General features: G+C 50.7%; 11 protein-coding genes. 3 read left to right on the forward strand and 8 right to left on the reverse strand.

Features of this window, described 5'->3' with window-relative positions:
- The first annotated feature begins 12 nt into the window (after positions 1 to 12).
- On the forward strand, positions 13 to 1,521 hold the full coding sequence (glpD, locus tag ACU8YC_RS16695) for a glycerol-3-phosphate dehydrogenase (protein ID WP_151216871.1): 1,509 nt from the start codon (positions 13 to 15) through the stop codon (positions 1,519 to 1,521).
- Positions 1,522 to 1,701: 180 nt separating this feature from the next.
- Here glpD and ACU8YC_RS16700 read toward each other — a convergent pair whose 3' ends face one another.
- From ACU8YC_RS16700 to asd, 7 genes are all read right to left on the reverse strand, one after another.
- Positions 1,702 to 2,472, reverse strand: coding sequence for a hypothetical protein (locus tag ACU8YC_RS16700; RefSeq protein WP_151216872.1), 771 nt, complete (start codon positions 2,470 to 2,472; stop codon positions 1,702 to 1,704).
- Positions 2,473 to 2,514: 42 nt separating this feature from the next.
- Complete coding sequence (glgP, locus tag ACU8YC_RS16705) at positions 2,515 to 4,962, reverse strand: glycogen phosphorylase (protein WP_151216873.1); 2,448 nt, start codon at positions 4,960 to 4,962, stop codon at positions 2,515 to 2,517.
- A gap of 19 nt (positions 4,963 to 4,981) precedes the next feature.
- Entirely contained in the window at positions 4,982 to 6,415 is a 1,434-nt protein-coding gene (gene glgA, locus ACU8YC_RS16710) for a glycogen synthase GlgA (RefSeq protein ID WP_151216874.1), read from the reverse strand.
- A complete protein-coding gene (glgC, locus tag ACU8YC_RS16715) occupies positions 6,415 to 7,710 on the reverse strand; it encodes a glucose-1-phosphate adenylyltransferase (protein ID WP_151216875.1) in 1,296 nt (431 codons plus the stop codon). The genes glgA and glgC overlap by 1 nt, the downstream gene beginning before the upstream one ends.
- A gap of 13 nt (positions 7,711 to 7,723) precedes the next feature.
- Positions 7,724 to 9,700: a glycogen debranching protein GlgX gene (gene glgX / locus ACU8YC_RS16720; protein ID WP_277109180.1), complete on the reverse strand. Its 1,977-nt coding sequence runs from the start codon at positions 9,698 to 9,700 to the stop codon at positions 7,724 to 7,726.
- Positions 9,700 to 11,883 (reverse strand): 1,4-alpha-glucan branching enzyme, encoded by a 2,184-nt coding sequence (glgB, locus tag ACU8YC_RS16725; protein ID WP_187259963.1) that lies wholly within the window; start codon positions 11,881 to 11,883, stop codon positions 9,700 to 9,702. Before glgB ends, glgX begins: the two co-directional genes overlap by 1 nt.
- Positions 11,884 to 12,155: 272 nt before the next feature.
- Entirely contained in the window at positions 12,156 to 13,262 is a 1,107-nt protein-coding gene (asd, locus tag ACU8YC_RS16730) for an aspartate-semialdehyde dehydrogenase (protein WP_151216877.1), read from the reverse strand.
- 191 nt (positions 13,263 to 13,453) lie between these two features.
- Between asd and yhgN the strand changes: the two genes are divergently transcribed.
- Both yhgN and ACU8YC_RS16740 read left to right on the forward strand, forming a co-directional pair.
- On the forward strand, positions 13,454 to 14,047 hold the full coding sequence (gene yhgN, locus ACU8YC_RS16735; RefSeq protein ID WP_151224134.1) for an NAAT family transporter YhgN: 594 nt from the start codon (positions 13,454 to 13,456) through the stop codon (positions 14,045 to 14,047).
- A gap of 130 nt (positions 14,048 to 14,177) precedes the next feature.
- Positions 14,178 to 15,383: a type II restriction endonuclease gene (locus ACU8YC_RS16740; protein WP_446895561.1), complete on the forward strand. Its 1,206-nt coding sequence runs from the start codon at positions 14,178 to 14,180 to the stop codon at positions 15,381 to 15,383.
- A gap of 35 nt (positions 15,384 to 15,418) precedes the next feature.
- On the opposite strand, the gene ACU8YC_RS16745 is transcribed toward ACU8YC_RS16740, so the two are convergent.
- The gene (locus tag ACU8YC_RS16745) at positions 15,419 to 16,849 is read right to left on the reverse strand and encodes a DNA cytosine methyltransferase (RefSeq protein WP_446895562.1); all 1,431 of its coding nucleotides are present in this window, start codon (positions 16,847 to 16,849) and stop codon (positions 15,419 to 15,421) included.
- Positions 16,850 to 16,963: the final 114 nt, after the last annotated feature.

The raw sequence follows: 16,963 nt of genomic DNA on the forward strand, positions 1-16,963 counted from the left end.
CGAGAGGCCAGCATGGAAACCAAAGATCTGATTGTGATAGGTGGAGGCATCAACGGTGCCGGTATCGCGGCAGATGCCGCTGGACGCGGTTTATCCGTGCTGATGCTGGAAGCGCAGGATTTAGCCTGTGCCACCTCTTCCGCCAGCTCCAAACTCATCCACGGTGGCCTGCGCTACCTGGAACACTATGAATTTCGACTGGTGAGTGAAGCGCTGGCCGAGCGTGAAGTGCTGTTGAAAATGGCACCGCATATCGCCTTCCCGATGCGCTTTCGACTGCCCCATCGCCCGCACCTGCGTCCGGCGTGGATGATTCGTATTGGTCTGTTTATGTACGATCATCTGGGCAAACGCACCAGTTTACCAGGTTCTACCGGTTTGCGTTTTGGCGCGGATTCTGTAATGAAACCTGAGATTGTGCGCGGTTTCGAATATTCTGACTGCTGGGTAGACGATGCACGACTGGTTTTGGCAAACGCCCAAATGGTCGTACGTAAAGGCGGAGAGGTGTTAACCCGCACGCGTGCCACTTCCGCTCGCCGTGAAAACGGTTTGTGGATTGTGGAAGCTGAAGATATTGATACCGGCAAAAAGCACACCTGGCAGGCGCGTGGTCTGGTCAACGCCACCGGCCCGTGGGTGAAAGAGTTCTTCGACGACGGCATGCATCTGCCATCACCGTACGGTATTCGCCTGATTAAAGGCAGCCACATCGTGGTGCCACGCGTCCATACCCAGAAGCAAGCTTATATTCTGCAAAACGAAGATAAACGTATTGTGTTTGTCATCCCATGGATGGACGAATTCTCAATCATCGGGACGACTGACGTCGAATACAAAGGCGACCCGAAAGCAGTGAAAATTGATGAGAGTGAAATCAATTACCTGCTTAAGGTCTACAACGCACACTTTAAGAAACAACTGGGCCGTGATGATATCGTCTGGACTTACTCGGGCGTGCGTCCGTTGTGCGACGATGAGTCCGACTCACCGCAGGCAATCACCCGTGATTACACGCTGGATATCCACGACGAAAACGGCAAAGCGCCGCTGCTGTCGGTCTTTGGCGGTAAGCTGACGACCTATCGTAAGCTGGCTGAGCACGCGATGGAAAAACTGGCGTCGTACTATCAGGGCATCGGTCCGGCGTGGACCAAAGAGTGCGTTCTCCCAGGCGGAGACATCGGCGGCGATCGCGAAGATTACGCGGCCAAACTGCGCCGTCGCTACCCGTTCCTGACCGAGTCGCTGGCGCGCCATTATTCACGCACCTACGGCAGCAATACCGAATGGATTATCGGCGAAGCCACCTCGCTTGCCGAGTTAGGTGAAGACTTCGGCCACGAGTTCTATGAGGCCGAACTGAAGTATCTGGTTGACCACGAATGGGTTCGTCGTGCAGACGATGCGCTGTGGCGTCGTACGAAAGAAGGGATGTGGCTGAACGCCGAGCAGCAGTCGCGCATGACCCAGTGGCTGGCTGAATACATTGAGAAGCGCCAACTGTCGCTGGCGTCCTGATAAAAATGCCGGGTGGCGGCTGACGCCTTATCCGGCCTACAAAAGTGCATAACTACAAAAGTGCATAAACGTAGGCCGGGCAAGCGAAGCCCCCCCGGGCATTTTGCCGGATGGTGGGTAGCGAAAGGTTTCAACAGCAAAATAACGTTGCAGATATGTCACTATCACGATCACGTAAGGTTATTTGCCACCAATTCTTCCCAAATTAGGAGCAATAATACTGAATGCCAGTAACTGTAGTGGCGCAGTGACAACATCCAGAGCAACTGTAAAAGGGGCCAGAATCCATTTTCCTTGATTTGAAGAGTATTGATATTTTACAAACTCAACGGTAAAAGGATGATAAAACTTCATTATTTTTCTAGGGTCTTGCTCAACATTCTTTTTATGGATCGTACCTTCAAGCCCATTATACGTACGCTGACAATCATTTTTTATACATGAGAATCCTTTCTCAAGGATTTGTTTTTTATCATCCTCATTCTGAGCCTGATAATTAATTTTTAACAAACCAGTGAAATTTTTCTTACTTGTATCAATAGCAAAATTAGCATGTTCATCTACTGATAATTGCTCACGATGAATATTCTTATTATTCAGCAGATTTATAATTTCATCCCCTCCCTTATACAGCAAGTAATCAAAGCTTCTGCCAATAAAGACCCATCCCTTCTCACCATTTGTATTCTCAGCAAGAGATAACCCTCTGATCTCATCAGAGCGCCATTTTTTTGAAGTGGATGATATTCCCTGAGTACTGTCATCAAGCATCATCGTCATACATCCAGATAATAGACCGGTACTAACAATAGCCAACAATACGCCTCTAGCTGCCTGTCTAATCGAGTGTTTTTTCCCTTTGCTCATACTTTCAATCCATCTAAATAAGATTTGCAATATCAAAACTGTTATTGCTAGCACATTAGTAAAAAATAAAGGCAGTAACGACATTCGCTACTGCCTGAACAGATTATATTAGCAGCCGTGTAATAGTTACAACCGCACCGAATCAATATGCCAGATGTTTTCGGCGTACTCTTTGATCGTCCTGTCAGATGAGAAGTAGCCCATGTTGGCGATATTAATCATCGACCTGGTAGTCCACTCTTCCGGGTGACGATACAGTTCATCAACCTTATCCTGACAATCAACGTAACTGCGATAATCCGCCAGCACCTGATAGTGGTCGCCAAAATTGATCAATGAGTCCACCAGGTCGCGATAGCGTCCCGGCTCCTCTGGGCTGAATACGCCACTGCCGATCTGCGTCAGCACCTGGTGCAGCTCTTCGTCTTTCTCATAATATTCACGCGGCTTGTAGCCCTGACTACGTAAGGCTTCAACCTCTTCCGCCGTATTACCAAAGATAAAGATATTTTCTGCGCCCACATGTTCCAGCATCTCGACGTTGGCACCATCCAGCGTACCGATGGTCAACGCGCCGTTCAGCGCAAATTTCATGTTACTGGTCCCGGAGGCTTCGGTCCCAGCTAGTGAAATCTGCTCAGACAGGTCGGCAGCAGGAATTATCACCTGTGCCAGGCTGACACTGTAGTTCGGGATAAACACCACTTTCAGTTTGTCGCCAATTTGCGGATCGTTATTGATCACTTTCGCGACATCGTTGATCAGATGAATGATGTGCTTCGCCATGTAATAGGCCGAAGCCGCTTTACCGGCGAAGATATTCACGCGCGGCACCCACTCAGCGTCAGGATCGGCCTTCATGCGATTGTAGCGGGTGATCACATGCAGCACGTTCATCAGCTGGCGTTTGTATTCATGAATACGTTTGATCTGCACATCAAACAGCGATTTCGGATTCACCACCACGTTAAGCTGCTGGGCAATAAGCGTGGCCAGACGCTTTTTGTTCTCCAGCTTCGCTCGGCGTACCGCCTGGTTCACCAACGGGAAATCACAGTGCTGTTCAAGCTCGCTTAGCTGACTGAGATCGGTACGCCAGGTGCGGCCAATATTCTCATCCAGCACCTCGGAGAGCGGCGGGTTAGCCAGTGCCAGCCAACGACGCGGCGTCACGCCGTTGGTAACGTTACAGAATCGGGTCGGGAAGATCTTCGCAAAGTCAGCGAACAGCGACTGCACCATCAGGTTGGAGTGCAGCTCGGAAACACCGTTAACCTTGTGGCTTACCACTACCGCCAGCCATGCCATACGCACCCGGCGGCCGTTGGATTCATCGATGATCGACGTCCGCCCCAGTAGAGCGGTGTCGTTCGGATACTGTTCCTGAAGCGTCTTCAGGAAGTAGTCATTGATCTCAAAGATAATTTGCAGATGACGCGGCAGGATTTTGCCCAGCATATCAACAGGCCATGTCTCCAGCGCTTCGCTCATCAAGGTGTGGTTGGTATACGAGAAGACCTGGCAACAGACCTCAAACGCGTCGTCCCAGCTGAATTTGTGCTCATCGATTAGCAAGCGCATCAGCTCAGGGATCGACAGCACCGGATGGGTGTCGTTGAGGTGAATAGCTATTTTATCCGCCAGGTTATCGTAGGTTTTGTGCAGTTGATAATGACGATTCAGAATGTCCTGCACTGTGGAGGAGACCAGGAAATACTCCTGGCGCAAGCGCAGTTCGCGTCCTGAATAGGTAGAGTCATCCGGGTAAAGCACACGGGAGACGTTCTCGGAGTGGTTTTTATCTTCCACCGCCGCAAAATAGTCGCCCTGGTTGAATTTCCCAAGATTGATCTCGCTACTGGCCTGGGCACTCCACAGGCGCAGCGTGTTGGTGGCGTCGGTGTCGTAACCGGGGATAATCTGGTCGTAGGCAACCGCGAGGATCTCTTCGGTTTCTATCCAGCGCGTTTTCTTGCCTTCCTGCTGTATACGCCCGCCAAAGCGTACTTTGTAGCGCGTATTGTGGCGTTTGAACTCCCATGGGTTGCCGTATTCCAGCCAGTAGTCCGGCGACTCTTTCTGTCGGCCATCGACAATGTTCTGCTTGAACATGCCGTAATCATAACGAATACCGTAGCCGCGTCCCGGCAGCCCAAGCGTTGCCAGCGAGTCCAGGAAACAGGCCGCCAGACGCCCGAGACCGCCGTTGCCAAGACCCGGGTCGTTTTCTTCATCGATCAGATCTTCAAGATCCAACCCCATACCTTCCAGCGCATTTTTAACATCGTCATAAATGCCCAATGATAACAGTGCATTGGAAAGCGTGCGCCCAATCAGAAACTCCATTGACAGGTAATAGACCTGACGAGTTTCCTGGGATAATTGCGCACGGTTAGAACGCAGCCAGCGCTCCACGAGACGATCGCGCACCGCGAACAACGTGGCGTTCAGCCACTCATGTTTATTGGCAATGACCGGGTCTTTACCAATCGTGAACATCAGCTTGTAGGCAATAGAATGCTTAAGTGCCTCTACGCTGAGTGTGGGCGATGCATAAGTAAATGGAGCATTCATATAGGTGATTCCTGGATATCTATTTCAAGCGATAGTAAAGCTCACGGTATGACTTCGCCGCGACTTGCCAGCTAAAATCCATGGTCATGGCCTGACGTTGTACAAACCGCCACAGCGAAGGCCGGGACCACAATACGAAAGCACGCCGGATCGCGCGTAACAGCGACCAGGCATTACTATCTTCAAATACAAACCCACTGGCGATACCGTCCGCCAGGTTTTCCAGCGAACTGTCAGAGACCGTATCAGCCAGCCCGCCGGTGCGCCGCACCAGCGGCAGCGTGCCGTACTTCAGTCCATACAATTGCGTTAAGCCACACGGCTCAAAACGGCTGGGAACCAAAATGACGTCGGCCCCACCCATGATGCGATGCGAGAAGGCTTCGTGATAACCAATCTGTACGCCCACCTGCCCCGGATGTTCCGCCGCTGCGGCGAGGAAACCTTCCTGCAACACCGGATCGCCCGCGCCAAGTAACGCCAGTTGTCCCCCCTGCTCTAACAACCCCGGCAGCGCTTCCAGCACCAGATCCAACCCTTTCTGGCTGGTCAGGCGGCTGACTACGGCAAACAGCGGCACTTTGTCGTTAACCTTAAGTCCCATCGCGATCTGTAGCTGACGTTTGTTCTCCGCCTTCTCTTCCAGCGTGTCACGCGTATAGCGCGACGCCAACAGCAGATCGGTTTCCGGGCTCCAGATTTTTTCATCAACGCCGTTCAGAACGCCGGAAAGACGCCCTTCGCGATGGCGCTGCTGCAACAAACCTTCCATGCCGTAGGCGAACTGCGGTTCGGTAATTTCCCGCGCGTAGGTCGGACTGACCGCCGTAATGTGGTCGGCGTAGTACAACCCGGCTTTCAGGAACGAAATCTGCCCGTTAAACTCCAGTCCGTGCACGTTAAAGAACGACCATGGCAATTGGATGTCATCCATATGCTTTGCATAAAACATGCCTTGATACGCAAGGTTGTGTACGGTGAACACCGATTTCGCCGGATGGCCGCGCGCCGCCAGATACGCCGGAGCCAGGCCGGCATGCCAGTCGTGCGCGTGCACCACATCCGGGCGCCAGAATGGGTCAAAGCCGCAGGCCATTTCACAGCCAACCCACCCCAACAGCGCAAAACGCAGCACGTTATCGGTATACGCAAACAGGTTAGTGTCGTGATACGGGCTACCGGGACGGTCATAAAGATGCGGCGCGTCAATCAGGTAAATACCGACACCGTTGTAATGACCGAATAAAAGCGTGACCCGCCCAGCGAAGGTATCCCGGCGCGTCACGACCTGCGCATCGGGAATGCCGCGACGGATATCAGGAAATGCCGGGAGCAGTACGCGGGCATCTACACCGTCCGCTATTTGCGCTGCGGGTAGCGCCCCAAGAACATCCGCCAGTCCCCCAGTTTTTAACAGGGGGAACATCTCTGAACATACGTGTAAAACCTGCATTATCGCTCCTGTTTGATCTGCAGTTTGCGCAGCATTTCACGCGTGACCAGCACAATACCTTCCTCTGAACGGTAGAAGCGACGTGCATCTTCTTCCGCGTTTTCACCAATTACCATGCCTTCAGGAATAACGCAGGCGCGGTCGATGATGCAGCGACGTAAGCGGCATGAACGTCCCACCCACACTTCAGGTAACAACACTGCCGAATCAATGTTACAGAATGAATTCACCCGCACGCGCGGGAACAGAACGGACTGCACCACCACAGAACCCGAAATAATACAGCCGCCGGAAACCAGCGAGTTCAACGTCATTCCGTGGCTACCCGAACGGTCCTGAACAAATTTCGCTGGTGGCAGCGATTCCATATGCGTACGGATTGGCCAGTCCTGGTCGTACATATCCAGTTCAGGCGTCACTGAAGCCAGATCAAGGTTCGCTTTCCAGTAGGCTTCCAGTGTTCCCACATCGCGCCAGTACGGCTCGGATTCCGGGTCAGACTGCACGCAGGACAATGGGAATGGATGTGCGTATGCCATGCCAGCTTCGGTGATTTTTGGGATGATGTCTTTGCCAAAATCGTGACTGGATTTTTCATCGAGATCATCTTCCGCCAGCAGTTCATACAGATAATCGGCGTTGAAGACGTAGATCCCCATACTGGCAAGCGATTTGGTCGGATCGCCAGGCATCGCCGGCGGGTTGGCTGGTTTTTCAACAAACTCGATAATTTTATCGGTGTCGTCCACATCCATCACGCCAAACGCGCTGGCTTCTTCGATCGGCACCGGCATACAGGCCACGGTGCAGCGCGCGCCTTTCTCGACGTGGTCGATCAGCATGCGTGAGTAGTCCTGCTTATAAATATGATCGCCCGCGAGGATCACCACGTATTCCGCTTTATAGCGTCGAATGATGTCCAGGTTTTGGGTCACTGCGTCCGCCGTGCCGCGATACCAATTTTCACCCTGCATTCTCTGCTGGGCAGGCAGCAGATCGACGAACTCGTTCATCTCTTCGCTGAAGAACGACCAGCCGCGCTGAATATGCTGCACCAGCGTGTGGGACTGGTACTGAGTGATCACGCCGATACGGCGGATCCCGGAGTTAATGCAGTTGGATAAAGCAAAATCGATAATGCGGAACTTACCGCCAAAGTGCACGGCAGGCTTGGCACGTTTGTTGGTTAAATCTTTCAGACGGGTTCCGCGGCCACCGGCCAGGATCAGGGCAACAGATTTTAATGGCAGCTGGCGCGCCAACATTACACGATCGTTCTTCTCTAAACTCACCATGACTAACTCCTTTTTATCTTCTCTGGAACACACACAGTCCGTGCGCAGGTCCCTGCCAGACAGCCGTAAGCACCGGATTATCCTCTCCGGCAAATGGGGGAATAGCGTGCCATTCCCCTTCAGGTAAAACGATATCTGTCACCTCAAGCGTGGCGTTTATTGCAATCAGGAAACGGTCTGAAAGCTGGATTTGCATCTGCCTCGGGCCGTTTTGCCACTCATCCGCACTTAAGGGTTGTGCGTACTTATTCAGCCAACGAACATTGCCATCGCCCTCTTCCCACCAGCAATCCCCCGTTAATGCGGGTATTTGCCGGCGCAGATGAATCAGCGCGGCAGTAAATGTGGTTAACCCACTGTTTGCCTGCTGCCAGTCCAGCCACGTTAAGGCGTTATCCTGACAGTAAGCGTTATTGTTGCCGTGCTGGCTATGACCATGCTCATCGCCCGCCAGCAACATCGGCGTCCCCTGGGAAAGCAACAGAGTGGTTAACAGCGCATGAATGCTGTCACGCCGCCGCTCAATCAGGTCCAGCGTGCCGCCTAATCCTTCTTTACCATGATTGTCGCTGTAGTTATTGCTAGTACCGTCGCGATTTTCCTCACCATTCGCTTCATTGTGCTTATTTGTGAAGCAAACACAGTCGCGTAGCGTAAAACCGTCGTGCGCGGTCACCAGATTCACCGTGGCACTGGGTTTGCGGCCCTGGCGTTTAAACACATCGCTGGATGCGGCAAAACGCCCGGCAAACTCGCCCAACGAGAGATTACGCTGGAGCCAAAAGCGTCGCGTCGCATCGCGGAAATGGTCATTCCACTCGGCAAACGGCGGGGGAAAATTCCCCACCTGATACCCGCCTTCACCAATATCCCACGGTTCCGCAATCAGCTTAACGCGTGAGAGCAGCGGACAGTTTTGGATCGCGGTAAACAGCGGCGCATCCTGACGAAACGCAGGCGTACGCCCCATGACGGAAGCCAAATCAAAGCGAAAGCCATCCACATGGCAGCTTTCAACCCAGTAGCGCAGGCATTCACATGCGTATTCCACAACGCCAGGATGGCTCAGATTGAGGGTGTTCCCACAACCGGTCCAGTTGTAGTAATCGCCATCATCCCTGATCCAATAATAGCTACGGTTATCAATTCCGCGCAGCGAGAAGACGGGGCCGTCGAGATCCAGCTCGGCACTGTGGTTCAAAACGATGTCGAGAATGACCTCAATTCCCGCTTTGTGCAGCGCTTTTACCGCATCACGAAACTCATCGAGTGCGCTCTCCGGCGAACAGGCATAGGCCGGATGTAACGCGAACATTGCCACCGGGTTGTATCCCCAGTAGTTCGACAGACCCAGCCGTTGAAGCCGCGGCTCGCTGGCGAAATGCGCCACCGGTAACAGCTCCAGCGCGGTAATGCCGAGGCGCTTGAAATAGTCGAGCATCACCGGATGACCCAACGCTTTGTAAGTCCCGCGAATCTCTTCCGGCAAGTCAGGATGCAAATACGTCAGCCCTTTGACGTGGGCTTCGTAAATCACGGTATTGCCCCACGGCGTGCGCGGTGGGACATCATCCTCCCAGTCATAATGGTCGGACACCACCACGCCCTTCAGCGCGATGGCTGCGTTATCATGGTGATTCGGTTCATTTAGCCCGCCGTGTAGCAGCGGATTATCTTTTAACTCGCCCTCTACCCGACGCGCGCAAGGGTCGAGCAGCAGTTTCGCCGGATTAAACCGGTGGCCCTGCTGTGGTTGCCACGGACCATGTACACGATAGCCATAGCGCAGACCGGGACGGGCGTTGGCCAGATAGCCGTGCCAGACATCGCCGCTACGCCCCGGCAGGTCGTAGCGGAGTTCGCAACCGTCCTCGTCAAATACGCATAATTCAACGCGTTCAGCGTGGGCTGAGAAGAGAGTAAAATTGACGCCATGGCCGTCATACGTTGCGCCATGGGGAGTGGCGTTGCCGGTTGCCAGTTGCGTCATTACCCCTCCCGAACCAGCCAGACCGTTGCCAGCGGCGGCAACGTAAGGCTCAGTGAGTGCTGCCGACCATGACTGGCGATCTCATCGCTGTGCACCGTGCCGCCATTTCCAGTATTGCTGCCGTGGTAGTGCATCGAGTCGGTATTGAGAATTTCACGCCATTTGCCCGGCTGGTTAATACCGAAGCGATAGCCGTGGCGCGGCACTGGCGTAAAGTTGCTGATAACGATGATTTCATTACCCACCTTGTCACGACGTACGAAAGCCAGCACCGAACGTTCTTTATCATCCACCACCAGCCATTCGAAGCCATAGCCATCAAAGTCGAGCTCATGCAGCGCTTTGTGATGACGATAGGTGAGGTTCAGATCGCGCACCAGACGCTGTACGCCGTGGTGCCAGTTGTCGCCGCCTTCCAGCAGGTGCCAGTCGAGGCTGACGTCATGGTTCCATTCGCGTCCCTGAGCAAACTCATTGCCCATAAACAGCAATTTCTTGCCGGGGAAGGCCCACATCCAGCCATAGTAGGCACGCAGGTTGGCAAATTTCTGCCACGCATCGCCCGGCATGCGATCGAGGATCGATTTCTTGCCGTGCACCACTTCATCGTGCGACAACGGCAGGACAAAGTTCTCGGTGTAGTTGTACAGCATACCGAAGGTCAGCTTGTCGTGATGGTACTGACGATGAACCGGATCCAGTTTCATGTAATCCAGCGTGTCGTGCATCCAGCCGAGGTTCCACTTATACCAGAACCCTAAACCGCCCATGTCCTGCGGTCTTGAAACACCAGCAAAATCAGTGGACTCTTCCGCCATACTCACCGCACCTGGCACCTGTTCGCCAAGAATACGGTTGGTATTGCGTAAAAACTCAATAGCCTCGAGGTTTTCACGACCGCCAAATTCGTTCGGAACCCATTCCCCTTCTTTACGGCTGTAGTCGCGATAAATCATCGAAGCCACGGCATCCACGCGCAGCGCGTCAATACCAAAGCGTTCAATCCAGTACAGGGCGTTGCCGACCAGGTAGTTGCTGACTTCACGGCGACCATAGTTGTAGATCAGGGTGTTCCAATCCTGGTGATATCCTTCGCGTGGGTCGCTGTGCTCATACAGCCTGGTGCCATCAAACTCTGCCAGACCAAAGTCGTCCGACGGGAAATGGCCCGGCACCCAGTCGAGAATGACGTTCAGCCCCGCCTGATGCGCGGCATTCACAAAATAGCGGAAATCATCACGCGTGCCGAAACGGCGGGTCGGCGCATACATACCGGTCGGCTGGTAGCCCCAGCTACCGTCAAACGGGTGTTCATTAATTGGCAGCAGCTCAAGATGGGTAAAGCCCATCCACTTCACGTAGGGGATCAGTTGATCCGCCAGTTCGCGATAACTCAGCCAGAAGTTATTGTCGGTATGACGACGCCACGAGCCCAGGTGCACTTCATAGATGGAGATTGGCGCATCAAACTGGTTGGCTTTTTTGCGCTCTTCGGTTTGCACCACTTTTTCCGGCAGACCGCAGATAAGCGACGCGGTTTCCGGGCGCATTTGCGCTTCGAAGGCGTAAGGATCCGCTTTAATGCGCAGCTTACCGTTCGCATCGATCATCTCGTATTTATACAGCTGACCATTATGCGCACCGGGGATAAACAGCTCCCAGATACCACTTTCTTTGCGCAGGCGCATCGGGTGGCGACGTCCATCCCAGTAGTTGAACTGCCCTACTACTGACACACGTTGCGCGTTAGGCGCCCATACGGAGAAGCGCGTACCGGTTACGCCATCCATGGTATCCGCATGCGCGCCCAGCGTTTCGTAAGGTCGCAGGTGCGTACCTTCAGATAGCAACCAGGCATCCATATCCTGGATTAGCGGGCCAAAACGATAAGGGTCATCAATCAGATTCTGCTGTCCATGCCAGACAACGGCCAACTGATAGCGAAAGAAATTTTTACGGCGGGGAAGTACAGCACAGAAAAAACCGCGAGAGTCGAGGCAGTCCAGCTTGCCGACTTTGCGTCCGGTTTTGGGTTCGATCACCCACACTTCGGTGGCGTCAGGTAATAGGGCGCGGACTTCAAGTCCAGCGTCAGTTTGGTGCATACCGAGTACGGAAAAAGGATCCGCAAAATGGCCTGCAATTAGCGCATTAATCACGTCTCTATCGATACGAACGGACATGGTTGTCATCCTGTTTTATGGTGTCACCCCTTCCAACTGATCTTCGACATCAGGTAGCGACACTTTTTTTGACCTGAACGGCGCAGCACAATTGTGCATCCTCTCTGCGTCGTCCCACCTTCAGGCAACAACTTAATACCTCCGGTACTAAGTCACCCTTAAAGAATAGCCAATGCTTTATCTTACTCCTGGTAAAAAATGAAACATCTGCGCTTACTCCTGTATTACGCAAAAAAAGGGTGACTTAGCACCCTTTGATCATTAACAAACCATTACGCCAGTTGACGTAACATGCGGCGCAATGGCTCCGCAGCGCCCCAAAGCAGCTGGTCACCTACGGTAAAGGCTGACAGGAACTCCGGTCCCATATTCAGTTTACGCAGACGACCTACTGGCGTGGTCAACGTGCCGGTAACGGCCGCTGGGGTTAACTCACGCATAGTGATTTCACGATCGTTTGGTACTACTTTCGCCCACGGGTTGTGCGCCGCCAGCAGTTCTTCCACGGTCGGAATAGACACATCTTTTTTCAGTTTGATGGTGAACGCCTGGCTGTGGCAGCGCAGCGCGCCGACGCGCACGCACAGACCATCAACCGGGATCACGGAAGACGTGTTAAGAATTTTGTTGGTCTCCGCCTGTCCCTTCCATTCTTCTCGGCTCTGACCGTTATCGAGCTGTTTATCGATCCACGGAATCAGGCTACCGGCCAGCGGTACGCCGAAGTTATCAACCGGCAGTTCACCGCTGCGGGACAGCGTCGTCACTTTACGTTCGATATCGAGAATAGCAGAGGACGGCGTCGCCAGTTCATCGGCCACATGACCATACAAATGGCCCATCTGAGACAACAGCTCGCGCATATGGCGTGCGCCGCCGCCAGAAGCAGCCTGATAGGTCGCTACAGATACCCAGTCGACCAGGTCGTTGGCAAACAGGCCACCGAGGGACATTAGCATCAGGCTAACGGTGCAGTTACCGCCGACAAAAGTTTTAATCCCTTTATTCAGGCCATCAGTGATGACATCCTGGTTAACCGGATCGAGGATAATGATGGCATCGTCTTTCATGCGAAGCGAAGAGGCCGCGTCAATCCAGTAACCCTGCCAACCGCTTTCACGAAGCTTTGGATAGATTTCGTTGGTATAATCGCCGCCCTGACAGGTTACGATGATATCGAGCGCCTTCAGCGCGTCCAGATCATAAGCGTCCTGAAGCGTGCCGGTCGCGGTTCCACCGAACGTCGGTGCCGCCTGCCCGAGCTGGGAAGTAGAAAAGAAAACAGGGCGAATGGCGTCGAAGTCACGCTCCTCAACCATGCGTTGCATGAGAACAGAGCCGACCATACCGCGCCAGCCGATAAAACCAACATTTTTCATAGCGTTTTTTTCCTGCAGAGATGTGTGCTGTGTATGTATGCCAGTGTCCTGGTGGCATATCCTTCACCATACAAAATGCAGCCAAAGTCGCAAGTGAAATTAATCAATGATAGCGAAGCCATCAGTAATGCGACTTATCCCGCTGCGCAAGCAAGCAGAAAGTCCGCGGTAATTATCAGGGAATTTGACTTATGAGTGAAATCATTTCTGCAGCAGTTTTATTGATTCTGATTATGGATCCGCTTGGAAACCTGCCCATTTTCATGTCCGTATTGAAACATACCGAACCAAAACGCCGCCGCGCGATTATGATTCGCGAGCTGTTCATTGCGCTGTTGGTGATGCTGATATTCCTGTTTGCGGGCGAGAAAATTCTGGCATTTCTGAATCTGCGCGCGGAAACCGTGTCGATTTCCGGGGGCATCATTTTGTTCCTGATTGCCATTAAGATGATTTTCCCCAGCGCCACCGGGAATAGCGCCGGACTTCCGGCGGGTGAAGAGCCGTTTATCGTTCCGCTGGCGATCCCGCTGGTAGCGGGTCCAACAATCCTGGCTTCATTAATGCTGTTGTCGCATCAGTATCCTAATCAGATGGGGCATCTGGTAATCGCCCTGCTGATCGCATGGGGCGGTACGTTTGTGATTCTGTTGCAGTCGTCGCTGTTTCTGCGTCTGCTCGGGGAGAAAGGGGTGAACGCGCTGGAGCGCCTGATGGGGCTGATTCTGGTGATGATGGCAACCCAGATGTTCCTCGATGGCGTACGGATGTGGATGAAGGGGTGAAGGTTTCCTTCTCGCGATTATCACAATCAGATATCTTTCAAGTTTTGAAGCTACACCCTGCTATTCAAACTCTGTCCGTTGTAGATAATATATTGCAGTTTATAAACCACTTTAAAAGTAAGGATACATAATGTCTGGTTTTCAGGATTGGCTCCTCGATAAAACAAGCGAGAATTACTTTATTTTTATCAAACGCCTTTCAGCAAACGATACAGGAGCTACAGGAGGCCATCAGGTTGGTCTATACATTCCCTCGGAGATTGTCGAAGAGCTTTTTCCATCTATTAATCACAGGGCGGAACGAAATCCTTCTGTATTGATTCAGGCTAGTTACGCCTCGCATACCTGCGCTGATACTGAAGCAAGAGCGATCTATTACAACAATAAATTTTTTGGGGGTACCAGGAACGAGAAACGTATCACTCGCTGGGGTCCTGGTAGCCCTCTTCAAAACCCAGAAAATACAGGTGCACTTTCTATTCTAGTTTTTGAACATGAACCTAATTGCGATAGCAGAGGCGTTGATATATGGGTATGTAATGGACCTGATGAAGAAGATATTGTCGAATCAGCACTTGGGGAAATCATTCCAGGAACATGGCTATTTGGGCCCGCTTACGAAATTTTAGGAGGGTTAGCACCACAACCGAGATCAAAACAAAAAGAGTATACAATACCAAAACAATGGGAGCAGGATTTCCCATCAGGAAGTGAAATAATAAAATATTCTGCAACATATTACACAGCAGAACCTAAGTGCCCGGATGAACAACTTATAAAACGTCGTCAAATTGAATACGATATTTTCCTTATGGTCGAAGAGATACATGTACTCGATATCATCCGTAAAGGATTCGGGTCGGTTAATGATTTTATCGCAATGGCAAACTCTGTTAGTAACAGGCGTAAATCTCGTGCTGGAAAATCACTCGAACTTCATCTCGAACAACTTTTTCTTGAACATGGCCTCAAGCATTTTTCAACCCAGAGCGTAACTGAAGGAAACAAAAAACCTGATTTCATCTTCCCCTCTACCGAAGCTTACCATAACGAGTTTTTTCCCAATGAAAAACTCCGTATGCTTGCTGTCAAAACAACATGTAAAGACAGATGGAGGCAAGTGCTAAATGAAGCAGATAAAATAAAAAATATCCATCTATTCACACTTCAAGAAGGTGTTTCACTTACCCAGTTTAGAGAAATGCAGAGTGCTGGTGTCAAACTGGTTGTACCTTTTCCATTACATAAAAAATACCCAGAGGATATTCGGAAAGAATTAATGTCTTTGGGATTATTTATTGCAGAATTGATTGATCTTTATAGTGAACAGCCATAAATACATCTCCGGCAAAAAGCCGGAGATTGTTATCACTATTTCTTACTCTTGTATGCTTGTGCTGATACTGCCTTAGTAATATAAGGTTCAAGCAAACGCGCAACAGCTTCAAATACTGGAACAACAACAGAATTACCAAACTGCCGATAAGATTGTGTATCCGAGACAGGTATCCTGAAAGGTTTTCCATCGGGTCTTTCAAACCCCATTAACCTCGCGCATTCATGTGGTGTAAGTCTTCTAGGACGGTTAGCTTGGTTATTCTCATTACTGAAGTCAGCTTCACCTAATTCTTTATCCCAACCACGATCAATCAAAATTTCAGATCCATCTTTATGGTAACGAGCAGACAACGTACGGGCGACACTATCAGGTTTTTTAGGGTCTACAAGACCAAACCCAAACCCATTTCCTTTGGCAGCATGTTTCTTGGCGTAGTTATAAAGATACTCCCATAGCTTTGGCGTTAATATATATTTGCTGTCCACTGCAGGATCAAGTAACTCACCAAACGTAGGTCTTTTCTCAGGATAAAAGCGGCTAATATCTTTCAACGTAAACCCTTCATGAATATTAAGATCTCGCCGAAAACCAACTAAAACTATACGCTCTCGATGTTGAGGAAGGAAATGCTTTCCATCAATTATCTTAGGGTCATCTGAACCAGATACAGCAGCATCTGCAACCTCATACCCTAATTCATCAAGTGTATCCATAATGACTTTGAAAGTTTTACCTTTATCATGACTTTTAAGATTTTTAACATTTTCAAGCACAAAGATAGCTGGTTTTTTTGATTTTATGATACGAGCGACATCAAAAAATAAGGTCCCCTGAGCTTCACATTCAAACCCATGTGCTCGCCCAAGTGAGTTTTTTTTACTAACACCTGCTAAGCTGAAAGGCTGGCAAGGGAAACCAGCTAGAAGCACATCATGATCTGGGATGTTTTCATCTATATGCTTATAAGCATCAATTTCCGCCACGTCATCTCTATCACTTAAAGTAACTTCCCGGATATCGAGGTTAAACTGATGTTCATTCTCATCATTAAACCAATTAGCCTTGTAAGTGCGAACAGCTTCTTTATTCCATTCACTAGTAAATACACACTGGCCACCGATGGACTCAAATCCTTTACGAATGCCTCCAATACCAGCAAACAGGTCAATAAACCGAAATGCATAGTTAGGATGATGCTCCGGAGGTTCAGGGAGCATTTTTTTGAGTAAAATCTCTTCAGCAGAGGTCAATGATTTGGGGCTACATTTACCATTAATCCATCGATTAAGTGTCTCCCTACTCCATTCGTTTTTACCTACTTTCCTCAATAATTCAGCAACATATTTCTGATCATATATTTCTAATACCTTTTTAATCAGCTCTTTGTCATTCTCTTGTCGCTGTTTTTCTTCTTCTTCAGATTTCAGTAAAAGATTCTGAGCAAGTAATTCAAATTCGGACATAGTACCTCCAATGGGTCTCATTGGTGATAGTTTATCACTCATTTGACCCAGATTAAATTTATTTATCTGGTTATTTACACAGTACTAGTAAAGCAGCCAATCTATTTTAATTTC

It is taken from the genome of Citrobacter sp. VF227 (genome assembly GCF_052950715.1).